This window comes from Neobacillus sp. NPDC097160 (assembly GCF_044762155.1).
In the GTDB taxonomy this organism is placed as follows: Bacteria; Bacillota; Bacilli; order Bacillales; family Cytobacillaceae; genus Neobacillus.
Genome location: NZ_JBIWDU010000003.1, coordinates 87,337 through 110,024 on the forward strand (window position 1 = coordinate 87,337; position 22,688 = coordinate 110,024).

Annotated in this window: 24 protein-coding genes and 1 other annotated feature; of the genes, 13 read left to right on the plus strand and 11 right to left on the minus strand. The window is 42.4% G+C overall.

Annotated features, from left to right (window positions below; translation table 11 throughout):
- Positions 1-36: 36 nt before the first annotated feature.
- Positions 37-1,518 carry a glucose-6-phosphate dehydrogenase gene (zwf, locus tag ACIQXV_RS04725; protein WP_402956510.1) on the minus strand — a complete coding sequence of 494 codons (1,482 nt, stop codon included), beginning with the start codon at positions 1,516-1,518 and terminating at the stop codon, positions 37-39.
- 223 nt (positions 1,519-1,741) lie between these two features.
- On the opposite strand from zwf, the gene rnz reads away from it, so the two are divergent.
- A complete protein-coding gene (gene rnz / locus ACIQXV_RS04730) occupies positions 1,742-2,665 on the plus strand; it encodes a ribonuclease Z (RefSeq protein ID WP_402956511.1) in 924 nt (307 codons plus the stop codon).
- Positions 2,666-2,823: 158 nt separating this feature from the next.
- Here rnz and namA read toward each other — a convergent pair whose 3' ends face one another.
- From namA to proC, 3 genes are all read right to left on the minus strand, one after another.
- Positions 2,824-3,843 (minus strand): NADPH dehydrogenase NamA, encoded by a 1,020-nt coding sequence (namA, locus tag ACIQXV_RS04735; protein WP_402956512.1) that lies wholly within the window; start codon positions 3,841-3,843, stop codon positions 2,824-2,826.
- Positions 3,844-3,922: 79 nt separating this feature from the next.
- Positions 3,923-5,071, minus strand: a complete 1,149-nt coding sequence (locus ACIQXV_RS04740) for a glycosyltransferase family 2 protein (RefSeq protein WP_402956513.1) — start codon at positions 5,069-5,071, stop codon at positions 3,923-3,925.
- 78 nt (positions 5,072-5,149) lie between these two features.
- Positions 5,150-5,992, minus strand: a complete 843-nt coding sequence (gene proC, locus ACIQXV_RS04745; RefSeq protein WP_402956514.1) for a pyrroline-5-carboxylate reductase — start codon at positions 5,990-5,992, stop codon at positions 5,150-5,152.
- A 60-nt stretch (positions 5,993-6,052) separates the two neighbouring features.
- Positions 6,053-6,275: a binding site (T-box leader), on the minus strand.
- 190 nt (positions 6,276-6,465) lie between these two features.
- Here proC and ACIQXV_RS04750 point away from each other — a divergent pair.
- The 3 genes from ACIQXV_RS04750 to ACIQXV_RS04760 all read left to right on the plus strand — a co-directional run bounded on the left by ACIQXV_RS04750 (position 6,466) and on the right by ACIQXV_RS04760 (position 11,622).
- The gene (locus ACIQXV_RS04750) at positions 6,466-7,428 is read left to right on the plus strand and encodes an MBL fold metallo-hydrolase (protein ID WP_402956515.1); all 963 of its coding nucleotides are present in this window, start codon (positions 6,466-6,468) and stop codon (positions 7,426-7,428) included.
- Positions 7,429-7,461: 33 nt separating this feature from the next.
- The gene (locus ACIQXV_RS04755) at positions 7,462-8,259 is read left to right on the plus strand and encodes an SDR family NAD(P)-dependent oxidoreductase (protein WP_402956516.1); all 798 of its coding nucleotides are present in this window, start codon (positions 7,462-7,464) and stop codon (positions 8,257-8,259) included.
- 186 nt (positions 8,260-8,445) lie between these two features.
- The gene (locus tag ACIQXV_RS04760) at positions 8,446-11,622 is read left to right on the plus strand and encodes a DEAD/DEAH box helicase (RefSeq protein ID WP_402956518.1); all 3,177 of its coding nucleotides are present in this window, start codon (positions 8,446-8,448) and stop codon (positions 11,620-11,622) included.
- Between the two features lie 123 nt (positions 11,623-11,745).
- Here ACIQXV_RS04760 and ACIQXV_RS04765 read toward each other — a convergent pair whose 3' ends face one another.
- Positions 11,746-11,937, minus strand: a complete 192-nt coding sequence (locus ACIQXV_RS04765; protein ID WP_402956520.1) for a YqzH family protein — start codon at positions 11,935-11,937, stop codon at positions 11,746-11,748.
- A gap of 146 nt (positions 11,938-12,083) precedes the next feature.
- On the opposite strand from ACIQXV_RS04765, the gene ACIQXV_RS04770 reads away from it, so the two are divergent.
- Both ACIQXV_RS04770 and ACIQXV_RS04775 read left to right on the plus strand, forming a co-directional pair.
- A complete protein-coding gene (locus tag ACIQXV_RS04770; RefSeq protein WP_402956522.1) occupies positions 12,084-13,343 on the plus strand; it encodes a Y-family DNA polymerase in 1,260 nt (419 codons plus the stop codon).
- Between the two features lie 18 nt (positions 13,344-13,361).
- The gene (locus tag ACIQXV_RS04775) at positions 13,362-13,697 is read left to right on the plus strand and encodes a YolD-like family protein (protein WP_402956524.1); all 336 of its coding nucleotides are present in this window, start codon (positions 13,362-13,364) and stop codon (positions 13,695-13,697) included.
- A gap of 40 nt (positions 13,698-13,737) precedes the next feature.
- Here ACIQXV_RS04775 and ACIQXV_RS04780 read toward each other — a convergent pair whose 3' ends face one another.
- Positions 13,738-13,944 (minus strand): CDGSH iron-sulfur domain-containing protein, encoded by a 207-nt coding sequence (locus tag ACIQXV_RS04780; protein WP_402956526.1) that lies wholly within the window; start codon positions 13,942-13,944, stop codon positions 13,738-13,740.
- A gap of 135 nt (positions 13,945-14,079) precedes the next feature.
- On the opposite strand from ACIQXV_RS04780, the gene ACIQXV_RS04785 reads away from it, so the two are divergent.
- Positions 14,080-14,412, plus strand: coding sequence for an iron-sulfur cluster biosynthesis family protein (locus ACIQXV_RS04785; protein WP_402956528.1), 333 nt, complete (start codon positions 14,080-14,082; stop codon positions 14,410-14,412).
- 20 nt (positions 14,413-14,432) lie between these two features.
- Here the strand turns inward: ACIQXV_RS04785 and ACIQXV_RS04790 are convergent, their stop codons facing one another.
- The 3 genes from ACIQXV_RS04790 to ACIQXV_RS04800 form a co-directional block, all read right to left on the minus strand.
- Positions 14,433-15,353 carry an alpha/beta hydrolase gene (locus tag ACIQXV_RS04790; RefSeq protein WP_402956530.1) on the minus strand — a complete coding sequence of 307 codons (921 nt, stop codon included), beginning with the start codon at positions 15,351-15,353 and terminating at the stop codon, positions 14,433-14,435.
- A 121-nt stretch (positions 15,354-15,474) separates the two neighbouring features.
- Complete coding sequence (locus ACIQXV_RS04795; protein WP_402956532.1) at positions 15,475-15,615, minus strand: hypothetical protein; 141 nt, start codon at positions 15,613-15,615, stop codon at positions 15,475-15,477.
- A gap of 78 nt (positions 15,616-15,693) precedes the next feature.
- A complete protein-coding gene (locus ACIQXV_RS04800) occupies positions 15,694-16,596 on the minus strand; it encodes a hydroxymethylglutaryl-CoA lyase (RefSeq protein WP_402957130.1) in 903 nt (300 codons plus the stop codon).
- 148 nt (positions 16,597-16,744) lie between these two features.
- Here ACIQXV_RS04800 and ACIQXV_RS04805 point away from each other — a divergent pair, with 148 nt between their 5' ends.
- The 4 genes from ACIQXV_RS04805 to ACIQXV_RS04820 all read left to right on the plus strand — a co-directional run bounded on the left by ACIQXV_RS04805 (position 16,745) and on the right by ACIQXV_RS04820 (position 19,699).
- A complete protein-coding gene (locus ACIQXV_RS04805; protein WP_402956534.1) occupies positions 16,745-17,932 on the plus strand; it encodes an acetyl-CoA C-acetyltransferase in 1,188 nt (395 codons plus the stop codon).
- A 28-nt stretch (positions 17,933-17,960) separates the two neighbouring features.
- A complete protein-coding gene (locus tag ACIQXV_RS04810) occupies positions 17,961-18,650 on the plus strand; it encodes a CoA transferase subunit A (RefSeq protein WP_402956536.1) in 690 nt (229 codons plus the stop codon).
- A 23-nt stretch (positions 18,651-18,673) separates the two neighbouring features.
- Positions 18,674-19,342 carry a 3-oxoacid CoA-transferase subunit B gene (locus tag ACIQXV_RS04815; protein WP_402956538.1) on the plus strand — a complete coding sequence of 223 codons (669 nt, stop codon included), beginning with the start codon at positions 18,674-18,676 and terminating at the stop codon, positions 19,340-19,342.
- Positions 19,343-19,444: 102 nt separating this feature from the next.
- Positions 19,445-19,699 carry a YqkE family protein gene (locus ACIQXV_RS04820; protein WP_402956540.1) on the plus strand — a complete coding sequence of 85 codons (255 nt, stop codon included), beginning with the start codon at positions 19,445-19,447 and terminating at the stop codon, positions 19,697-19,699.
- Positions 19,700-19,724: 25 nt separating this feature from the next.
- Here the strand turns inward: ACIQXV_RS04820 and ACIQXV_RS04825 are convergent, their stop codons facing one another.
- Both ACIQXV_RS04825 and mciZ read right to left on the minus strand, forming a co-directional pair.
- Positions 19,725-20,636 carry an aldo/keto reductase gene (locus ACIQXV_RS04825; RefSeq protein WP_402956542.1) on the minus strand — a complete coding sequence of 304 codons (912 nt, stop codon included), beginning with the start codon at positions 20,634-20,636 and terminating at the stop codon, positions 19,725-19,727.
- A 67-nt stretch (positions 20,637-20,703) separates the two neighbouring features.
- Entirely contained in the window at positions 20,704-20,835 is a 132-nt protein-coding gene (mciZ, locus tag ACIQXV_RS04830; protein ID WP_402956544.1) for a Z-ring formation inhibitor MciZ, read from the minus strand.
- A 72-nt stretch (positions 20,836-20,907) separates the two neighbouring features.
- Here mciZ and ACIQXV_RS04835 point away from each other — a divergent pair, with 72 nt between their 5' ends.
- The gene (locus ACIQXV_RS04835) at positions 20,908-21,462 is read left to right on the plus strand and encodes an NUDIX hydrolase (protein ID WP_402956546.1); all 555 of its coding nucleotides are present in this window, start codon (positions 20,908-20,910) and stop codon (positions 21,460-21,462) included.
- Positions 21,459-22,625, plus strand: a complete 1,167-nt coding sequence (locus tag ACIQXV_RS04840; protein WP_402956548.1) for an endonuclease Q family protein — start codon at positions 21,459-21,461, stop codon at positions 22,623-22,625. Before ACIQXV_RS04835 ends, ACIQXV_RS04840 begins: the two co-directional genes overlap by 4 nt.
- The last annotated feature ends 63 nt before the right edge of the window (positions 22,626-22,688 follow it).

Here is a 22,688-nt window from a genome sequence, read left to right on the forward strand (position 1 = left end):
CCCTTTGCCAACTAAACAAAGTGGAGCTTTTGCTGCTTACTTACAAATATCTACTTCTAAATCCGAAACAGGCCACCAGAAGCGTCCGTCTTTTTCTAATAGCTCATCCGCTTCCATTGGACCCATTGATCCCGACTCGTAATTAGGAAATGCTGCTTTTTCTTTTTCCCATGCCTCCGAAATCTTATCAACAAAGGCCCACGAATAGGCCACTTCATCCCAATGCGTGAAATTGGTGGCATCACCGCGCATGCAATCGTAGAGAAGTTTCTCATAGCCTTCAGGAGTATTCATCGCATGAACCCCAGTATTGGCGAAGCTTAATTTCACCTCTTGAGCATCCAAGTGACCGCCTGCCTTCTTAGCGTTAAGATGCAGGGTAATTCCTTCCTCCGGTTGAATATGAATTACGAGCAGGTTCGGATTTAATAATTTGTCCGTTTGATAATATAAATTCATCGGAATGTCCTTAAATTGAATCACAATCTTTGTTGATTTTGCAGTCATTCTTTTACCTGTGCGGATATAAAAAGGAACACCGGCCCAGCGGAAATTATCAATCATAATTTTTCCAGCAACAAAGGTCTCGGTATTCGATTCTTTGTCCACCATTGCCTCATCACGATACTTCGGGACTTGCTTATCCTCAATTGCTCCCTCACCATACTGACCTCGGACGAAGTAATTATTCACTTCATCCCCCTCGACCGTTCTTAATGCCCGAAATACCCTAACCTTTTCGGAACGAATTTCATCAGTCGTCAGTTTAATTGGCGGCTCCATCGCAAGCAGCGCCACCATTTGCATCATATGGTTTTGCAGCATATCCCGTAAGGCGCCGCTCGTTTCGTAATAACGTCCGCGTTCTTCGACTCCAAGGGTTTCACTTGAGGTAATTTGAATATTGGAAATATACCGGTTATTCCAAAGTGGTTCGAATATAGCATTGGCAAAACGGATGACCTCTATGTTTCGAACCATTTCTTTTCCCAAATAGTGATCAATCCGGTAGACCTCTTTTTCTAAAAATGCACTTCTAATTTGCTTGTTTAATTCTTTGGCAGACTCTAAGTCGTGTCCGAATGGCTTTTCAATTACAAGCCGTTTATAGCCTTTTACATCTGTTAATCCATCTGATTTGAGATGCAAGGCAATCGGGCCGAAGAATTCCGGTGCCATTGCCAGATAAAAGATGCGGTTCCCCTCAAGCTGGTAATTTTCATCAATCTGATTGGCAAATTTTCTTAACTGAATATATGAGCCCGAATCTGCTACATCGTGTGATTGATAGTAAAAACGGGAAATAAATTCATCAAGATTATCCTTATTCCCTAAAGCTGATATAACCGATTCCCTTACAGACTGTTGAAACTCTTCATTCGTAAGAGATCTTCTTGCTACACCAATTACCGCAAATTTGTCTAGTTTATTTTTTGAATATAATCGGTAAAGGGAAGGAAATAACTTTCGTTTTGCTAAATCACCCGTTGCTCCAAAAATCATTATTAAGGAAGTCATGTTTTGCTCCACCTATTTGAACCCTCTCTTCTTAAAGCCTGAATGCTCAGTAAATTGTTGTATCAAGTATTAAATTTATCTCTTTCGTCTAGGATTCGCAAATATAATGTTTTGAATGTAACGATTTATTACTTTAGGTAAAGTTGAAAGAGAATTTGATGAAAGATTGTGATATATTATCACTATTGAATGAATGGTACGGTGAAGAAGGGAGCTTTTAACAGTGGATATTTTTTTCTTAGGAACGGGGGCAGGAATGCCGGCCAAGCTTCGCAATGTGACATCAATTGCGCTTAAATTGCTCGAGGAGCGGGGGGCGATTTGGTTATTCGATGCCGGAGAGGCTACCCAGCATCAAATTTTACATACATCCATCAAACCGCGGCGGATTGAAAAAATTTTTATAACCCATCTTCATGGGGATCATATTTATGGTCTGCCCGGTTTGTTATCGAGCCGTTCTTTTCAAGGCGGGGAATCTGAAGTAACGGTGTATGGGCCAAAAGGGATTAAAGAATTTATTCAGGTAAGTCTTTCTTTAAGTCAGACTTATTTAAAATATCCGTTAAAGGTTATCGAAATTAATGAGGGCGTTATTTTTGAAGATGAACAGTTTACGGTGGAAGCCCGCCTGCTTGAACATGGTATTCCATCTTACGGCTATCGGATTGTCGAAAAAGACAGGCCGGGTACATTGCTTGCAGAGAAGTTGAAGGAGGCAGGAGTTCAGCCGGGGCCAATTTTTCGCAAAATAAAAAACGGGGAAACCATCACACTTGAAGATGGCCGGGTAATTAAACCTGATGAGTTTCTAGGGCCAATCCAAAAGGGGCGGGTTGTCACGATTCTTGGCGATACAAGATATTGTGAAAATGCACTGGTGCTAGCAAAAAACGCCGATTTTTTGATCCATGAAGCTACCTTCGCAAAAGGGGAAGAGAAGCTGGCATTCGATTATTTTCATTCGACCACCCATCAGGCTGCAGACATTGCCTCAAGGTCCGGGAGTAAGCAGTTGTGCCTGACCCATATTAGTTCTCGTTACGACAGAAATAATTGGCGTGAATTAGTGGATGAGGCGAAGGAAGTATTTCCGAATACAGAAATAGCGGAGGATTTTAAGGAAATAAATATTCCGCTCAAGTAGGCAATCTAGTAGTCGAATTATAATAAATAGAAATAAGTAAACAATTAGAAGTCTAATTCATTTTGGGCTTCTTTTTTTATTTGGAAAATTTATCCCAAAATAGAAAAAGCCACTATTTTAAACGTGGCTTCCTCTCTTTTTTTCATTATCATATTTAGTTATATCCAGCCGCGCTGGTATTGCTTTGGTCCTTCCAGGCTTACACCGAGCTCTTTGGCTGCTGTTCTTGGCCAATAGGGATCACGCAGTAATTCGCGGGCTAAAAAGACTAGGTCCGCTCTGTCATTTTGTAAAATTTCCTCGGCCTGGATTGGAGAAGTGATTAAACCGACAGCACCTGTTGGGATGTCCGCACCATTTTTAATGGTTTCTGAGTATTTTACCTGATATCCTGGGTAGGCGTTAATATGTGCCGGAACAACAGAGCCTGAGCTTACATCAATTAAATCGACGCCTTGCTCTTTCATCCACTTGGCGAATACTATGTAATCTTCTGCGGTTAACCCTTCCTCATGATAATCATGAGCAGAGACTCTGACGAATAACGGGCCGTTCCAAACCGTTTTAACCGCATCAATGACCTCATGCAAGATTCGGTAACGATTTTCTGCGGAACCTCCATATTCATCGCTTCTTTTATTGGAAAGCGGTGAGAGGAATTCATTCAGTAGATATCCGTGTGCACCGTGAAGCTCGATAACATCGAACCCGGCTTTTGCGGCTCGTTCGGCCCCTTTTTTAAAGGCCTCGACTGTTTCTTCAATATCTGCTTTTGTCATTTCCTTAGGTGTTTTCGATTTCTCATTAAAGGCGAGGGCAGATGGGGCGATGATTTCGCCTTCTAAAATGGCTTTTCGGCCGGCATGGGCGAGTTGAATCCCTGTTTTGGCACCATGCTCCTTCATTAAACCAACAAGCTCCTGAAAGCCCTCAATATGTTCATCACTCCAGATCCCTAAATCCTGAGGAGAAATCCGGCCTTGTGGTGTTACCGCCGTTGCTTCAACAATGATCAGGCCGACTTGACCAACTGCTCGGGTTGTATAATGGGTGCGATGCCAGTTTTGAATATGGCCGTCTCCGTTATGGCTGGAATACATGCACATTGGTGCCATCACAATTCTGTTTTTAAATGTAACTCCCTTAATGGTATAAGGAGAAAATAATTTTACTGCCATTTAAATAGGCCTCCTGTCTATTTAGCTAAACCACTTTTAGTATAGCAAACGGCACAAAATTAATGTAAAATCCTGCTTTTTACTCTTTCTCCCGGAGCTCACTTAAGCGGTAGGTTGTGCCCCGCCAGACAATTCCGCCGCGTTTAAAGGTGAGAAAACTTGCCCGAATAATGGAATAGATAAAGAGTAAAGCTGTAATGGGTAATACAAGAAAAAGGGCAGGGGAGAAGACCGTCATCCGCTTGATGATGACAACGTAAAGAATTCCGCTGGTCACGATATTCCCTAAGCTTAGGAGTACGATCGTCTTGTTTCCGGAAAAAATGGTCAAGAAGGGGAGAACATTCGTGACAAACACCCCGAAAATAGAAAAGAATACCATGCTGATCCGATAATTTAACCCAGCGAAGGTATTTTTTTCAAGCCCAACAAATGCTTCTTTCAAACTTCCATACCATTCCACTTCAATTAGTCGCTGTGCCGTCACAATTCGTTGCCTGTAGCCGGCCCTTTTCATTTTCATCCCCAGCTGCAAGTCATCATCCGGTCTCATTTTAATTTTTTCATGGGTGCCAAATGACTCATAAGCTGTTTTGGAAACAAGATTAAATGCCCCAATCCCTGTTCCAATCTTCGACTTTGGATTATTTGCCATCCATGGACGTTTAAAATAGGAAAATCCGAAAAGGAAGAAGGCAACAAATGTTTTTAGCCAAAAACGGTTTGCATTTAAATTGGGGGCAGCCGTTAAAAGGTCTAGCTGGTGTTTTTCAAAGTAATGTAAGGCCTTGGCAAATGCTTCTTCTTCAAATCTCACATCCGCATCCGTAAATAATAGCCATTTTCCGGAAGATTGAAGTGTCCCTTTATATAATGCATGGTTCTTTCCCAGCCAGCCTTCTGGAAGTTCTGTTATGTGAATAACGGTAATGCGTGCATCTTCTCTAAGCAATTCGTCCATTATTTTGCCTGTGCCATCGATGGAACGGTCATTCACAAGGATCCATTCAACATGTTTATAGGTTTGCTTCAGCTGACTAAGAATACTTGCAGTGATTTGCTTTTCTTCGTTTCGTGCTGCCACGATTACCGACAATAATGGCCCTGTTTCGAGTTCTGGCTCTTTTTCAAGAGCATCTAAATGGCGGAAACCAATTAGTGCATCTAATAGAAAAACAAGCCATACAAGAATACCAAGTGTAAATAATATGATTAGTATGCTTTCCATTTCCCCAGCCCTTTTTATCGAAGTTAAACATCATAATCCTATGTTTAGTTTAAGGCAACTGGAGGCAAAGATACACTTTTAAGAGGATCTTCCCACTTTTAGCTGCGAACATAAGGCGTCTCCCATCTTTTTCGATTGAGCTGTAGCTGCTTGAATACATGAAATGAATGCTTGCTGCACTCCATGTGCCTCTAAAATCTTGACTCCTGCCTCAGTTGTTCCACCGGGGCTTGTCACTTCCTTCCGTAATTGCTCAGGTGATTTTGAAGAGTTTTTCACCATTTCTGCGGCTCCGATTAGTGTTTGTACTATGAGTTCCTTCGCCACTTGCTTCTCAAGTCCAATCTCGGCTGCACTATTTTCCATTGCCTCGATGAGATAATAAATATAGGCAGGGCCGCTTCCAGACAGTCCGGTTACCGCGTCAAGCTGTTCTTCCTCTACAAACCTTGCTAAACCCACGGTACCAAAGAGTCGCTTTGTTGTTTCGAGCTGATCTGCGGATACGCGTTCATTTACGGCAATGGCAGTTGCGGATCTTCCGACTGCTGCAGATGTGTTCGGCATGGATCTGGCAATCGAAAGCGGTTTTCTCGCTACTATTTCGATTGCATTCATGGAAACACCCGCTAGGACGGAAACAACTAGCATGTGCTCGGTTAAATGTTCACGAATAGTATCAATTGCTGTGGCCGCATCCTTTGGCTTCATCGCTAACATGACAATGTCTGCACCTTCAAAAAAAGTATCTAAATCATAGGTGCTGTGAATGCCATAACGCTCTCTAAGATCAGCTAACCTTTCTTCATTCGAATTATTTGTCACCCAAACATTTTGTCGTTCTATTAAACCATTTTCTAGAATACCTGAAATAAAGGCCTCAGCCATCGAACCGGCACCAACAATTGCAATTTTTTTCATTGATCTTCCTCCTATTTTTTCTGGCGTCCGCTTAAAAAAATACAAAAAGACCCTTCATCCATAAAGGACGAAAGGTCTAGCTTCCGCGGTACCACCTTCATTTACCCTTATTGAATGTTTCAATAAGGGTTCACTCGACTCCCGATAACGTGGGATTACGTTAGGTTTTCCTAAGTGCTCATAAGGTAGGTTCAATGATTAAGAGGGCGGTGAAGTTTTTCAGCCGCTGAACTTCACTCTCTTTCGCCATTTCTCATTTACTGGCCTTACTCATCGCTTTCAACGAATCAAATTTTAATAGTGATTATGCTTGAAAAACAGCCTGTCTGTCAAGAGATAAATAGTATGAATTTTTTATTTTTTCTAAAAGGTTATGCAGGAATAATGACAATTAAGGGAAAAATCGCTACACTTTAATTAATAATGTTCACATGGATTTTTTATACAGTCATAAAAGTAAGGAGTTTTTTTATATGACAGAATGGAAAGATGGAATTGCCAAGATTATCTTGCCAACACCTTTTGCAGTTGGTGATGTAAATGCCTATTTGATTAAAGGAGAGCGGTTAACCCTTGTTGATGCAGGTGTAAAAACGGAAGAATGCTGGAATTCTCTCACTGAACAAATGGCTGAATTACGCTTAAGTCCTTACGATATTGAGCAAGTGGTGCTTACTCATCATCACCCTGACCATGCCGGAATGCTCGACTTTTTTCCGGATTCGTTAGAGGTCTACGGTCATCCACTGAATGAACGCTGGATTCATCCGACAGAAGAATTTTTTCAAGAACAAGAAGAATTTTTCAAAGTGAATTTTCAGGAGTTTGGGCTGCCTGCAGAATATATCCCGTTACTTTCTAAGTTAAGAAAAACACTAAAGTATTCATGTAATCGCTCACTAACCGGACATCTCGTTGAGGGGATGAGACCTCCTGGATTGAGCGACTGGCAGGTCATTGAAACACCGGGTCATGCCCAAAGCCATATTGCGCTTTTCAGGGAAAAGGATGGGATCTTAATTGGCGGCGACCTTATTCTCGCACATATTTCACCGAATCCCTTGCTAGAGCCGCCTGTCCCTGGTGAAAAAGAAAGACCCAAATCGCAGTTACAGTTGAATGACTCCATGAAGAAACTTTTGTTTTATCCGATTCAATGCGTCTATACAGGGCACGGTGAGGAGGTTTATCAGTTGGAGGAACTAATTGAAAAAAGACTATTGCGACAGCATGAGAGGGCAATGACGGTTAATAATTGGCTGAAACAGGAGCGGCTTACCGTATTTGAAATTTGCCAACGTCTGTTTCCTTCTGTCTATCAGCGTGAGCCGATGCTGACAATCTCAGAAACAGTTGCCCAGCTTGACTATTTAGCCTCTATCGGGGAAATTAGTAGTAGTAATAGTCAGCCCGTTCTTTATCAAGCTAAGCTGTAATGGTCCGGGTTCAGGCTCTGATGAGGTGTTAGGATGGTTAGAGAACAGTTAATAGGTAAAAATATTGTCATTACCGGGGCATCTGGTGGAATCGGTGCGGAAATTGCTAAGCTTTGTGCAGCAAGTGGTGCTAATCTTGTCTTGCTTGCACGCAGTTTTGATAAGCTTGAACAGCTGGAAATCGAACTGGAGCAAAAATATCGAGTGAAAGTGGATATTTTTAAGCTTGATGTGTCAGACACCAATCAAGTGCAGGTAGTTTTTCAACGGATTTTTGATTCGATTGGGGACATTGATATTCTTGTGAATAATGCCGGCTTTGGGGTGTTTCGTGAGGCCCATGAAGCTTCGATTGATGAAATTAAAGGAATGTTTGAAGTCAATGTAGTCGGGCTGATGGCATGCACCAGCATGGTCTTGCCAAAGATGCGCGTCCGGCGTTTTGGCCATATTATTAATATTGCTTCGCAGGCGGGGAAAATTGCCACCCCAAAATCTAGTGTTTATTCTGCTACGAAGCATGCCGTGCTTGGTTACACGAATGCATTGCGAATGGAACTATCTGATTATAATGTTATGATTACATCAGTGAATCCGGGGCCGATTGCGACTGATTTTTTTACTATTGCTGATGAACAAGGTACTTATGTCAAAAGTGTGCAGCGGTTCATGCTCCAGCCTGAATTTGTTGCCCGTAAGGTCGTCGATAGTATGTTGACGAAAACGAGGGAAATCAACCTGCCGCGCTGGATGAACATGGGAAGCGTCATTTACGTTCTTTTTCCACGGCTATTTGAGCGGATTGGCAAACGAGTGCTTAATTCAAAGTAGATGGAAAAGCTGCCTTGAGTCACGTAGGGCAGTTTTTTGCTTGGGAAGGGTCGATATACCTGGGTTCATAAAGCCCGTTGGGGGTGAGATTGGCTCGAGCTGGTCGTTATGACTAGGTTTATAAAGCTCGCCATAGGTAAAATTTATTCTTCACGCTAAAAGTGTCTTCGGAAAGGTGTCAGTCAGTTGAATATCAGATTAAATCAAAAAATGATTAAAGAATTGTGCGGGACTGTCTCCTTCAAAAGAGGCGAGGCTTTTTACCGTGCGAATAAAGTAACATTTGAACATTATGATTCCGACCTATGTGAAGCAAGAGTATCGGGCACAGAGGATTTCCATGTGGTGATTAAAAGGAAAGATCATGATGGTTTCAGGTCCAAGTGCAGTTGCCCTAAGCTAGCCTCCTTTCAAAAGGATTGTCAGCATATTGCTGCAGTCTTGTTTGCCATTGACGATTATCAGCGCAACGGAACCACGCCGCTAAGGCTTCCGGCAGACACCATATCCGACGACTCGGACCTGGCCGCAGGCTTGCTGAGCATCTTCACTCATCAGCCAAAACGCTCCAGCGGTCATCAGCTTCATTTTGAAAACAGAAAAGTGCTTGATGTGGCGTTTATCATCAAGCCCCTTATGTTTGAAACGGAATCCAACATGTTTAGTATCGAGTTGTTCATCGGACAAACGAAAGTAGAAAATATCAGGCGGTTTCTAGAGGCTGTGAAACGAGGTCATTCAAGTTCATTGTTGTATAATCCAAGCCTTCACTGCTTCCAAAAAGAGGCTGATGCCGTGATTCAACATCTCATTCAGGTGGGGCAAGATGAACAGAATCCATCAGATTACACCAGCATGGAACTGCTTCTTATTCCCCCATCTTCTTGGAAACTGCTGCAAGCTTTACTTACAAGGGCACCACTGGTGAAACTGGAATATGACGGTCATACGTTTGACGGTTTGACCATAACGGATGAGCTGCCCCCTTTGCAGTTTGATTTTAGCGAAGTAGAGGGCAAAAACTATTCGTTAAAAGTGAAAGGCTTATCCCGTATGGTTATTTTAGCCTCCTATGATTCTGTATTATCAACAGGAAAAATAATCAGAATGAAAACCGAGGATTGCCAGCGTTTATCTGATCTAAAACAGATGCTGGATGGTTCAGGAACGAACCAAATTTTCATTCCTCAAGGGCAAATTCAGCACTTTTTCGAAAAAGTAATTCCGGGTTTGAAGAAATTGGGTCATATCCAACTATCTGGGACTCTTGCAAAAGAGTTTATGAAAACGCCTCTGATTGCCAAACTTTACTTGGATCGGGTGAAAAGTCGTTTGCTTGCCGGACTGGAATTTCACTATGAAAATATTGTCGTCAATCCTTTTGAGGATCGGGGAATTATTGCAGGCACTAAGCTGATCAGGGATGAAGAGAAGGAGAAAGAAATTCTCCAATTGATCGAGGATAGTTCGTTTGCCAAGACGGACGGTGGTTACTTTTTACATAATGAGGAATTGGAATATGACTTTCTTACCCATGTTGTCCCACAGCTTCAAAAGTTGGTGCAAATTTATGCGACAACAGCGGTGCGAAATCGAATTTTTCGCGGAAATACTCCTCCGGCATTTAGAGTGAGAATGAAAAAAGAACGGACGAATTGGCTGGAATTTAAGTTTGAACTGGATGGGATCCCACAGCAGCAAATCAAAGAGGTTCTAATGGCGCTAGAGGAAAAACGGAAATATTATCGTCTGCGAAACGGTTCGCTACTCTCGTTGGAATCAAAGGAGTTTGAAGACATCCAACATTTCCTAAATGGGATTTCAGTGGAGAATAAAAATCTAGAAAATGGCTTCGAGGTTTCAATTTTACAAGGGCTTTCGCTGCTTGATTCAGTGGATGAAAGCCAAGTGCTTATTGTGGAGGACTCATTCCGTCAATTTCTTGATAACCTCCGCCATCCGGAGAGTTTGCAATTTGAAGTGCCAGTTAGTTTGGAGTCTGTTTTGCGTGATTATCAAAAACGGGGGTACCAATGGATGAAGAACCTTGCCCATTATGGGTTTGGTGGCATTCTAGCTGATGATATGGGGCTTGGCAAAACACTGCAAAGTATTTCGTTTATTTTATCAGAGCTAGCTGACATTCGTGAAAGGAAGCAGCCGGCTCTGATTGTCTGTCCATCCTCTTTATCATATAACTGGCTAAGTGAAATGATGAAGTTTGCTCCGGAAATTCAGGCTGTTGTTGTGGACGGTAATCAGGCTGAACGGTCCCATATTCAAAAGGAAGCCACAGATATGGACGTGATCATCACATCCTATCCACTGCTGCGGCGGGATATCAAATGGTATGAGAAAAAAACCTTCCATTCGGTATTTTTTGATGAGGCCCAAGCCTTTAAGAATCCGATAACCCAGACTGCACGTGCGGTAAAAAGACTTAAGGCTGATTACCGGTTTGCGCTTACCGGTACACCTGTAGAGAATTCACTGGAAGAATTGTGGTCCATTTTTCACGTGGTATTTCCTGAACTATTCAAGGGACTAAAAGAATACAGCAATCTAACAAGAAAGAAAATTGCGCGAAGAGTCCGTCCCTTTTTGCTGCGGAGGATGAAGGAGGATGTGGCTTCCGAGCTTCCGGAAAAATTGGAATTCGTGGAGACAGCAGAGCTGTTCCCGGAGCAAAAGAAGCTGTATGCCGCATACTTGGCGAAGCTCAGGGAAGATACGCTGAAACATCTTGATAAGGACACGATTCGGAAAAATCGGATCAAAATTCTCGCTGGTTTGACCAGATTGCGACAGATTTGCTGTCATCCTTCTTTGTTTGTGGACGGGTATCAAGGTCGTTCTGCGAAATTTGAAATGCTGCTAAGAATCATAGAGGAGTCTAGGCTTTCCGGACGTAGAGTGCTGATTTTTTCCCAGTTCACGAAAATGCTTGAGTTAATCGGGAGAAATTTAGCGCTTAAGGGGCTTCCATTTTTCTACCTGGATGGCGGGACTCCATCTGAAGAACGATTGGAAACCTGCAATCGGTTTAATGAAGGGGAACGTGACTTTTTTCTGATCTCGTTGAAGGCGGGAGGAACAGGGCTTAATCTGACGGGAGCGGATACGGTTATCTTATATGACATTTGGTGGAATCCTGCGGTCGAAGAACAGGCTGCCGACCGGGCGCACCGCATTGGTCAGAAAAACGTCGTCCAAGTCATCAAACTCATTACTCGCGGCACCATTGAAGAGAAAATCAGCGAATTGCAGGACAAAAAGAGACACTTGATTGAAGAAATTATCGATTCTGAGGAACGGGAGAGTTCTGGTTTAACGGAAGAGGACATTATGGAAATCTTATCTTAAAAAAACTCATGAGGACAGTTTTGAGGAAGTTGGCCCCATTATTGTCCGCATGAGCCCTTCATGAGGACAGACCGCATGGTTTCATTTCGATTACTGTCCCATGATTTCCTCTATAATCAACAGTTAGTCTGCCAAAAACTCATATACGACATCATTGACAACCTCATATAGATCTGCAGTTGGATCCTCTTCTTTTAATTGAAAAATCCGCCCAGTCAACACTTCTAAATCACTGTCACCAATCGGCACGGAATCCCCCTCATAATACTGTTTAAAACAGTTCTTAATCATTTTGACCACAAGTTTTTTCTCCATCGACACACACCTCTCCACCATTATACTGCTTTTTGTAATCGAAAGCCTGTGAAAAAATTCCATTGAATACGAACGCATATTCGCTTAAAATATGAATATGATAATAAGGAACTAATGTTCGATAATTTAACTATGGGGGAAAAGTCATGGTCGATTACAGCGCATTACCGAAAAATAAAATTTTATGCGTGGACATGAAAAGCTTTTATGCGAGCTGTGCCGCTGTCATACTCGGGCTCGACCCTTTGAATTGCTATTTAGCGGTAGCCGGAAACAAAGAGCGGCAGGGAAGTGTCGTGCTTGCTGCTTCACCGCGGCTAAAAAAGGAATTTGGCATCAAAACAGGCTCACGGCTGTTTGAGATTCCAAAAGATCCGCGTATTCAAATAGAGGAGCCGAAAATGGCCACGTATTTGCGGATTGCAACAGAAATTTCCCGTGTGTTTAACCGCTATGTGCCAAAAGAAGCCATTCATGTCTATAGCGTCGATGAGAGCTTTATTAAAGTGGATGGTGCACTTCATTTGTGGGGGGATGCTCATACCATTGCCCAAAAAATAAGAGATGATATTGAACGCGAATTTCAGCTGCCGTGTGCCGTCGGAATTGGCCCTAATATGTTACTTGCAAAGCTTTGCCTTGATCTTGATGCCAAGAAAAAGGGAGTGGCGGAGTGGACATTTGAAGATGTCGAGACAAAGCTGTGGAACGTATCGCCGCTTCGGGAAATGTGGGGAATTGGCAGGCGCGTGGAAAAAACCTTAAATGGCATGGGCATTTTCACGGTCGGTCAGCTGGCTCGTTATGATTTAGAAAAGCTGGAAAAGAAATTCGGCATTATGGGGAACCAGCTTTATTACCATGCCTGGGGAGTGGATCTTTCCGATTTGGGGGCACCAATTATCCAAGGGCAGATCAGCTTTGGAAAAAGTCAAATTCTGTTAAGGGATTACAAAAAGGAGGAGGAAATTAAGGCGGTTATTTTAGAAATGTGTGAGGAAGTCGCCCGAAGAGCGAGGACACATCGAAAAGCGGGGAGAACAATCAGTCTCGGAGTTGGCTACAGTCAAGATGAGTTTGGCGGCGGTTTTCATCGCTCCAGAACCATCCAACAGCCAACGAATGTGACGATGGAGCTTTACCGTGTCTGCCTTGAATTGTTTCATGAACATTATACTGGTAAAACGGTACGGCAAATTTCGATTGCTATTAGTAATATTATCGACGACTACGAGCTTCAACTCGATCTTTTTGACATGGGTGCCTATAAGAGGAGGGAGCTTGGCTATGTAGTAGATTCTGTTCGCAAGCGCTTCGGTTCAGGTTCCTTGCTCCGCGCTGTTTCTTATACAGCTGCAGGAACTGCGAAGCACCGGGCAACACTCGTTGGCGGACATAAAATGTGATGAAAGAAGGCGAGACGTATGATTCGTGACCGTGGAAGAATCAAATGGACGTCGATGATGCTTCCTGAGCACGTGAAACTGCTCAGGGATTGGGTAAAAGAAGATGGGTACGAACAGAAAAGAGAAATGGATGAGCAGCAGCTTGAGCTTATGAATGACACCTTATCCGAAGCAATTGAATTTGATCAGTTTGTTACGATTACTCATTATCGGAATCGGAATTATGAGATCGTGATTGGAAAAATTCATTACTGGGATGAACTAACGCAAAGGATTCATATTGTAGACCGTTTTGAAGAAGTGCACCGGATTCCGATTGATACAATCGCCGACATCAGGATGACCAATTTATAAAAAAGAGCGGCTCCCTAAGGAAAGCCGCACTCTTAAACACTTAATCTTCTTTTGGAACCCGAACTTGGGATTCAAGGTTCCCTTTATGCGAGCCATCGCAAAACGGTTTATTTTTAGACAAACCGCAGCGGCAAAGAGAAAAGGATGGTTTTGTTGTATACACATTGCCTTGGCCATCGAGCAATTCTACATCACCGGTAATTCTAAGTGAACCATTATCATTTACTTTGATTTGAACTTTTGACATAAAGAGCCCCCCTTTTAACTTTGAGATTAACTGGTATAACAGGAAAATGCAAACAAAAGATTACGAGCAAAAAAATAAGCAGCCCCTAAAACATGTGATACAATCATTATATGCTAGAAGAGGGGTGCTTTAAACGTGGAAATAATCATTACAGAAGCTGCAGCTAAAAAAATAACTGAGCGAACAAAAGGTCATGAAGGTTACCTAAAACTAAAATATGATACAGACGGCTGTGGCTGTGCGGTAAACGGAGTAGTAGCCTTGTGGTTTGTTCCGGAAATAGATGAAGATGAAATCGCAATTGAAACAAATGAGAGAACGGTTTATCTAGAAAAATCAAAAATAGTATTCTTCGATGAGCAAATGAAAATAGATTTTTCCGAAAGCACAAATTGCTTTCAATTAAAAAGTCCGCAGCAAATATTAAATGGACATATGAGCCTCATAATCAAAGAAAAAACAGACTGATCCCAATGGACAGTCTGTTTTTAGCTTGGTAAAGCATGGTCAACATATTTTTGTAAAAATTCATCAATCACCCGTTCATAATCGACCCGGTTTTCATTGAAGGACTGGGCATGCCGGCCATTTTCAGCAATATACAGCATTTTTGGGCCCTTTTTTTGTTCAAATAAATCCTTTGACATCGAAGGCAAAATAAAATCATCTTTCCGGCTATGGATAAATAGGACTGGATGTTTAATATTTTCAATGACCGAAATGGGAGAGACATTTCGGATCGAATATTTGTCCCGCAGGCGTAAAAGGGCATCCCCAATCGGAAGTAAAAGACCAGGGATGAGCTTGAAGTCTTTTTTAATCAAATAAGCAAGCTGTTCCTTAAAATCAGAGAATGGGCAATCCGCGATATAGAAATCTGCGCCGTCCTCAAGGAGTCCCGCATATAAAAGCATCGTAGCAGCACCCATTGATTCGCCGTGAATCCCTAGTTCAAGATCAGGTCCCCTTTCGTTTTTGAGCCAGTCAACAACCGTCTTTAAATCGAATTTTTCATAGTGACCGAAGCTGGTTGTTTTTCCGCCGGATTCCCCATGGCGGCGATGATCGTAAATTAAGGTATTAAACCCGCGCTCTAGGAAAAGGTTCGCATATTTAATTGAATTAATTTTCGTTTCCGTCACACCATGAGAAATAATGATATAGCGGTTGGTCTCGTGTGGTTCAACTAAAACCGCTTTAATCATGTATCCGAATGGGGAAGGAATATCTACCTCCCGCTTCGGAAGTGACTCAAACTCATCGGGATTATACCTTCCAGCTTCTTTTTCCCGCTTTAAAATCAATTCCTCGTCTTTCTTTTTCATATACATGACACGATTTGTAAAATACAAAGCAAGCGAAAACCAGAAAAATAACAAAATAAACAGAGCTCGAAATGCCTTCTTCAAAAACGGGCACCTCCTGAAGTAATTTAGATATCATATGAAAATTTCCCATAAATCAACAATTTTTATTTTAACAAAAAAAAGCCGCTGACACCAAAGAGCGGCTTCGGGTGCATGGGATCATTTACTGCTCCGCATTTTGTCGTTTCGTTGGGTGTAAAGCTTTTTCTAGTTCTTCAGCGGCAATCATCCTCTTGCCTCCACCTGCTGTGTCGGCATAGTTTTTCCCGCTTTGGCTGTTTCCCTTATCACGCTTTTGGCTCATGAACATAATCTCCCTTCAAGCTAGTCTCATTTAATAAGATGGATTACTCGAAGACTGATTATTCATGATAAAAACATTCTAGACAGTTTGGGCATGAAGCCGATAATAGCCGGTTTCAATCTGCCTTGATAGATGTGGGCGAACAACTTCAATCGCATCCATCAGCCTATTAAGGTCTACACCTGTGTCAATTCCCATCCGTTCAAGCATGTAAACAACATCCTCTGTCGCTGTATTACCACTGGCACCAGGCGCAAACGGACAGCCGCCAAGCCCGCCTGCTGATGTATCAAAGCGATCAACTCCGGCTTGAAGTGTGGCCAGAATATTCGCAAGGCCAAGCTTGCGTGTGTCATGAAAATGCGCTGTTAGAAGTGTCCCTTTGAATTCCTTTTTTAATTTTGAAAACAATGAAAAGGCTTCATTCGGTGCCGCCATCCCAATCGTATCGGCCACGCTTAATTCATCAACACCCGCTTCGGCAAATTCGCGGCAAAGTGCTAATGTATCACTTTCATCAATTTTTCCCTCATAAGGACAATAAAACGCTGTCGAAATGCAAGCACGGACAAAATACTTCTTTTGTTTTAGTTCGTGGATAATTGGATTCAGCTCTGCCATACTGTCTACTGTTGTCTTGTTAATATTTTTTAAATTAAAGCTGTTACTGACACCGACAAAAACGGCCACGGATTTACAATTTGTGGAATAGACCCGTTCAATCCCTTTACGGTTTGGGGCTAAAACAATGTCTTTTGCATCCCCGTCAAGGCAGTCAGCTACAATCTCCGCAGCATCTCCCATTTGCGGCACCCATTTCGGTGAAACGAATGAAGTCAGTTCCATTTCCTTCAATCCGGCATTCCTTAAACCCGCGATAAATTGTTTTTTTATCTCAGTCGGTACGAATAACTTCTCATTTTGCAGCCCATCACGCGGGCCAACCTCGATAATCGTCACTTTTTTAGGTAAAGAAAACATCATGATCCCCCTCTAATGTTCATACTTTCATTGTAGTGGTATTAATTTCAAAAAATCAAGAATTATAGAAATTTTGACAAAATAAGAGGATTTTCTATGTTTTTACTAGAAGTAATAACAGAAAACTGGTTGAAGGGGAGAGAATGTAATGGGTCAAACAGAAGTAGTCATTGTCAGTGCGGTTCGGACTGCACTTGGAAATTTTAATGGCAGGCTAAAAAATGTATCCGCACCAGAATTAGGAGCGACAGTGATTAAGGGGGCACTTGAGCAGGCAGGGATAAAGCTGGATCAGGTCGATGAAGTAATCATGGGAAATGTCCTCCAAGCCGGATTAGGACAAAACCCGGCAAGACAGGCTGCTATAAAAGCGGGGATTCCTGAAAGCGTTTCCTCAATGACGATTAATAAGGTTTGCGGTTCGGGGTTAAAGGCTGTGCACCTCGCTACACAAGCTATTTTGGCAGGAGATGCTGAAATCGTTGTGGCTGGCGGGATGGAAAATATGAGCCAGGCACCATATCTGTTAAAAAATGCTCGCGACGGTTTTAAAATGGGCGACCAAAAATTAGTCGACACGTTAACATCAGACGGGCTAACATGCGTCTTTAATGATTATCATATGGGGATAACTGCTGAAAATTTGGCAGAAAAATATTCCATTACGAGAGAAGAACAGGATGAATTTTCGGCATGGAGTCAGGAGAAGGCAGTTAAGGCGATTGAAACTGGAAAATTCAAAGATGAAATCGTTCCGGTTGTCATCCCGCAGCGCAAAGGAGAACCAATTATCTTCGAAACAGACGAATACCCGAAAAAAGGAACAACGGCGGAAAAATTGGCCGGTTTACGTCCTGCTTTTAAAAAGGATGGCAGTGTAACAGCAGGAAATGCTTCCGGAATTAATGATGGGGCAGCGGCTGTCGTTGTGATGAGCAAGGAAAAGGCTGATGAACTAGGGCTGAAGCCATTAGTTACGATCAAAGCAAACGCCAGTGCCGGGGTAGACCCAAGCATTATGGGAATCGGACCGGTACCGGCAGTGAGAAAGGCACTGGAAAAGGCGTCTGTTTCAATCGAAGATCTAAACTTAATTGAAGCAAATGAAGCCTTTGCGGCACAATCTTTAGCCGTTGACCGGGAGCTTCATTTTAATAAAGAAATCTTAAACGTAAATGGCGGTGCAATCGCACTCGGACATCCAATCGGGGCAAGCGGTGCGAGAATCCTTGTTACTTTAATTCACGAAATGAAAAGAAGGAATGCGCACACAGGATTGGCTACCCTTTGTATTGGCGGGGGTCAAGGGGTCGCAACGATTATTGAGCTAGCGTAAAAACCTTAATTTGAGGGAGAGAGCGGAAATGAAGAAAATTTGTACATCCTTCCAGGATGCAGTTGCCGATATTCAAGATGGGGCTACATTGATGGTTGGTGGATTTGGTTTGTGCGGAATACCGGAAAACCTGATTCTAGCATTAGCAGAAAAAGGCGTGAAGGATTTAACGGTCATTTCGAATAACTGCGGGATCGATGAATGGGGATTAGGGCTGCTCTTAAATAATAAACAAATTAAAAAAATGATAGGCTCCTATGTGGGTGAAAACAAAGAGTTTGAGAGACAGGTTTTAACAGGGGAACTTGAAGTAGAATTGACGCCGCAAGGCACATTAGCTGAAAAAATCCGGGCAGGCGGGGCCGGTATTCCGGCATTTTATACACCGGCTGGAGTGGGAACACCAATTGCCGAAGGAAAAGAAACGAAGATCTTTAACGGACGAGAATATCTTTTAGAAGAGGCGTTGACGGCTGATTTTAGTTTGGTAAGGGCATGGAAAGGCGACAAAATGGGAAATCTCGTATATCACAAAACAGCGCGGAACTTCAATCCAATGATTGCCGCAGCAGGAAAAGTGACGATTGCCGAAGTGGAAACACTATATGAAATCGGCGAACTAGATGCTAATTTTATTCATACCCCAAGCATCTATGTTCAATCAATTATCGAAGGAACGCAGGAAAAACGAATTGAGCGATTAACGGTAAAAAAATAGAGTGAGGGAAGGGAGTAAAATCAATGGCAAATGATAAGGCCTCAGTCAGAGAAAGAATTGCGATTAGAGCAGAAAAAGAAATTGAAACCGGCTTTTATGTAAACCTAGGCATCGGTATGCCAACCCTCGTTGCCAACTATATAACGGAAAATAAGCAGGTTGTCCTGCAATCGGAAAATGGGCTTCTTGGTATTGGACCCTATCCTGAGAAGGAAGAGGTTGATCCGGATTTAATTAATGCCGGTAAAGAAACAGTAACAGCAATAAATGGTGCGGCTTATTTTGACAGTGCTGAATCGTTTGCGATGATTCGCGGCGGACATGTCAACCTAGCGATTCTTGGCGGTATGGAGGTATCTGAAACCGGTGACTTGGCAAACTGGATGATCCCGGGAAAGATGATTAAAGGGATGGGAGGTGCGATGGACCTTGTCCATGGCGCCCGGAAAATCATAGTCATAATGGAGCATGTAAATAAAATAGGCGAATCAAAAATCTTAAAACAATGCACCCTGCCATTAACGGGAAAAGGGGTAGTCAACCGGATTATCACTGAGCGTGCGGTCATGGATGTTACCGATTCCGGATTAAGGCTTGTGGAAGTGGCAAGTGGATTCACGGTTGAGGAAGTTGTCGCGTCGACAGAAGCGGCAATGCATGTTGATGAAGAAGTAAAATTAGAAGCTTTCTAATAGTAAAGGCAGGCTGGACTAAGACAGTCTGCTTTTTTATATAAAGTGGATTAAGTGAAATGGTATAATAAAAGCGAGATTTTGATAATGGAGGCGTTTAGAATGAAAAAACAAAAGAGACAACAAAATCAATCTAAACCAAAAAAAGATGATTCAGCGGTAACGCTTAAAGATTTAATTGATCCAAACTTAATGAAACAATTAAAAGAGCAGCAGGATCAACTGAAGGCTGAGGAAGAGAGTAAAAAAGAAGCGGAAGAGCAAAGAAAGCGAGAAGAACGCAGATTAAAGGAAAAAAACAAATCGTTTGAAGAACTTTTAAATGAGAGCGGAATGAACTGGCAAGAATTCAAATAAAAAGGAGAGCGGCAGGCTCCCCTTTTTATCGATGCTCTTTATATTTACTTGCCTTAGTTAATTCCTTAATTACAGCAATTTCTCCATCCGATAGCGGCTGGCTCCGAACTGCCTCGGCATTGCTCTTTATCTGTTCCGGACTGCTGGCGCCAGCAATAACTGAGGCCACGGCAGGGTTAGCCAAATTATACTGAAGGGCCACTTCCGTAAACGAACGGGTTGCTGCCACTTTTTCTTTTAATAGAGGTAAAACAATACGCAGATCTTCATAATTGTAATCAAAATATCCTTTCTCAGAAGCCTTGTCTAACAGTTTATCGCTTAATAGCCCCTTCGCCAGCGGACCGCGTGTCACAACACTAATACCATGTTCATGAAGCAGCGGTAAAGCCTCTTCCTCAGGCCTCCGGTCCAGGATGCTATATTGCATCATCACAGATACGATGCTAGACTTCGCAACATACTCCTTAATCACGTTTGGACGAATCGACGAAATCCCATAATAGCGAATAAAACCTTCTGCTTTCAATTCTTCAAACGCTTCAATCGTTTCATCAATTGGGTCTTCGATCGTGCCTCCATGCAATTGATAAAGGTCGATATAATCAGTCCCAAGCCGTTTTAAGCTATTTTTCACTTCTTCCTTTATATATGCTTTGGAAGGATCCCATGACCAGCCGGCCTGATCCTTGTTCCAGCGATTTCCGACCTTTGTCGCAATAATGACCTGTTCCCGGACACCCTTTAACGCCAGCCCGACTATCTTTTCATTTTTACCAAAATCATATAAATCGGCCGTATCAAAATAATTGATGCCTTCCTCAAGAGCAGCCTCTATTATTTTTCGGGCAGTTTTTTCTTCCATGCCAATGGACATACAACCCAGGCCTAATTCCGTCACAAGCAAATCTGAATTCCCTAATCTTCTTTTTTTCAAAAAAAATCACCCCGTCCCTTTTTTTACAATTTTATAAAAGAAAAGGGCAGACTACAAATAACAGGTCTTATTTTTGTGTCACATTTTTGATCCACTCCGACACAGAAACGTATTCCTTGTTATACTCCTTAAGCTTTTGCAGGATCTCCCATCCTTTGCCGACAAGGATGATGCCCTTTTCATGCACCACTACCTTCATCCCATTCCCCTCCAATTAAAGTATGGTAAAATGTATGACGAGATCTAATTGGAAAGAACAGGAGAGACAGTTATGACCAAACTTGAGGAAAAAACGCTACATAGCGAAGAGATTTTTTTAGGAAAAATAATCAGTCTTCATTTACAGGATGTGGAGCTGCCAAACGGTAAACACGCAAAACGGGAAATTATCAAGCATCCGGGGGCTGTCGCTATTTTAGCCATTACCGATGACAACAAAATCGTTATGGTTGAGCAATACCGTAAAGCGCTGGAAAGAACAATAGTGGAAATACCTGCTGGAAAACTGGAAAAAGATGAAGAGCCTGCCCTTTGTGCCCGACGTGAACTAGAGGAAGAGACAGGCTATGAGTGCGATAGCCTGGAATTACTCACTTCTTTTTATACATCACCAGGTTTCGCCGATGAAATCGTCCATGTATATTTAGCAAAAGGTCTTACGAAAAAAGAAAATGCTGCAGATCTTGATGAAGACGAGTTTGTTGAACTTGAGGAATTAACACTTGAAGAGGCCGAGCAATATGTAAAGGAACAAAAGATTTATGATGCGAAAACCATTTTTGCTGTTCAATACTTCCAATTACAAGAGGCGTTGAAAAATAAATGAATCGCTACTATGTAGACTTACATATTCACATTGGAAGGACATGGACAGGCAAGCCGGTCAAAATCACCGGGGCCAAGTCACTGACGTTTACCAATATCATTGAACATGCGAGGCATGAAAAAGGACTCAATATGGTTGGTATCATTGACAGCCATTCACCAGAAGTGATCCTCGAAATGGAAAGTCTGATCGAAAGTGGAGAAATCGTCGAACATCCAGACGGTGGATTAGTATTTGGTGATTTGACCGTTATCCCTGGTTCGGAATTGGAGATTTACGATGAACAATGTAATGGCCCGATCCACCTGCTCTGTTACTTTCCGAATCTTTCCGTGATGCGAGAATTCTCCTCATGGCTGTCGGGGCATTTAAAAAATATTCAATTGAGTTCACAAAGGATATACGCTACAGGACTTATTTTGCAAAAAAAGGTAAAAGATTTAGGTGGTATTTTTATTCCTGCCCATGTGTTTACACCGTTTAAAAGTTTATATGGAAAAGGAGTTAACCGTTCACTTACTGAGGTGTTAGACCCGGAGTTGATTGATGGGATTGAACTCGGTTTAAGCTCAGATACAAGTATGGCGGATCAAATAGGTGAGTTACACAACTATACGTTTGTAACCAATTCGGACGCTCACTCGCTTGCGAAAATTGCACGTGAATATCAGGTCATTGCGATGAAGGAGCCAACATTTTTAGAATTACACAAAGCATTAAAAGGTGAAGATGGTCGAAAAGTTATTGCCAACTACGGACTCGATCCCTATCTCGGTAAATATCACAAGACAGTTTGTGCGGAATGTCTTAATCCCGCAACCGATGATGACCAAATATGTACTCTTTGCGGTAACAAGAAGATTATTAAAGGGGTCGCAGACAGGATTCTTGAACTGAAAACGGCTGAAAAGGGCCGGGATGACCGACCGCCATATGTTCATCAAGTGCCGCTTGAATTCATACCTGGACTAGGGCCAAAGTTACTTGAAAAGCTTGTCAATCATTTTGGCAGTGAAATGGCCATTCTACATGAAATCCCTTCCGAGGCACTCAACGAGGTTGTACCCCCGAAAATCGCCGACCTCATCATGAAGGCTAGGGAAGGAAAAGTAAATTTAGCAGCCGGAGGCGGTGGGAAATACGGAAAAATCGCCGATCAATAAAACATGTATACCCGGTAGCATTAGCTATCGGTCTTTTTTTTTGGAATCTATTAAATTTGGTCA

Bases quoted from the DNA above. Each gene is read 5' to 3' on its own strand.
- ACIQXV_RS04815 (WP_402956538.1), top strand. From the start codon at position 18,674: ATGGCAAATGATAAGGCCTCAGTCAGAGAAAGAATTGCGATTAGAGCA.
- ACIQXV_RS04810 (WP_402956536.1), top strand. From the start codon at position 17,961: ATGAAGAAAATTTGTACATCCTTCCAGGATGCAGTTGCCGATATTCAA.
- ACIQXV_RS04765 (WP_402956520.1), bottom strand. From the start codon at position 11,937: ATGGAGAAAAAACTTGTGGTCAAAATGATTAAGAACTGTTTTAAACAG.
- ACIQXV_RS04750 (WP_402956515.1), top strand. From the start codon at position 6,466: ATGACAGAATGGAAAGATGGAATTGCCAAGATTATCTTGCCAACACCT.
- zwf (WP_402956510.1), bottom strand. From the start codon at position 1,518: ATGACTTCCTTAATAATGATTTTTGGAGCAACGGGTGATTTAGCAAAA.
- proC (WP_402956514.1), bottom strand. From the start codon at position 5,992: ATGAAAAAAATTGCAATTGTTGGTGCCGGTTCGATGGCTGAGGCCTTT.
- ACIQXV_RS04775 (WP_402956524.1), top strand. From the start codon at position 13,362: ATGATTCGTGACCGTGGAAGAATCAAATGGACGTCGATGATGCTTCCT.
- ACIQXV_RS04820 (WP_402956540.1), top strand. From the start codon at position 19,445: ATGAAAAAACAAAAGAGACAACAAAATCAATCTAAACCAAAAAAAGAT.
- namA (WP_402956512.1), bottom strand. From the start codon at position 3,843: ATGGCAGTAAAATTATTTTCTCCTTATACCATTAAGGGAGTTACATTT.
- ACIQXV_RS04740 (WP_402956513.1), bottom strand. From the start codon at position 5,071: ATGGAAAGCATACTAATCATATTATTTACACTTGGTATTCTTGTATGG.
- ACIQXV_RS04770 (WP_402956522.1), top strand. From the start codon at position 12,084: ATGGTCGATTACAGCGCATTACCGAAAAATAAAATTTTATGCGTGGAC.
- ACIQXV_RS04800 (WP_402957130.1), bottom strand. From the start codon at position 16,596: ATGTTTTCTTTACCTAAAAAAGTGACGATTATCGAGGTTGGCCCGCGT.
- ACIQXV_RS04755 (WP_402956516.1), top strand. From the start codon at position 7,462: ATGGTTAGAGAACAGTTAATAGGTAAAAATATTGTCATTACCGGGGCA.
- ACIQXV_RS04840 (WP_402956548.1), top strand. From the start codon at position 21,459: ATGAATCGCTACTATGTAGACTTACATATTCACATTGGAAGGACATGG.
- ACIQXV_RS04835 (WP_402956546.1), top strand. From the start codon at position 20,908: ATGACCAAACTTGAGGAAAAAACGCTACATAGCGAAGAGATTTTTTTA.
- ACIQXV_RS04780 (WP_402956526.1), bottom strand. From the start codon at position 13,944: ATGTCAAAAGTTCAAATCAAAGTAAATGATAATGGTTCACTTAGAATT.
- ACIQXV_RS04805 (WP_402956534.1), top strand. From the start codon at position 16,745: ATGGGTCAAACAGAAGTAGTCATTGTCAGTGCGGTTCGGACTGCACTT.
- mciZ (WP_402956544.1), bottom strand. From the start codon at position 20,835: ATGAAGGTAGTGGTGCATGAAAAGGGCATCATCCTTGTCGGCAAAGGA.
- ACIQXV_RS04795 (WP_402956532.1), bottom strand. From the start codon at position 15,615: ATGAGCCAAAAGCGTGATAAGGGAAACAGCCAAAGCGGGAAAAACTAT.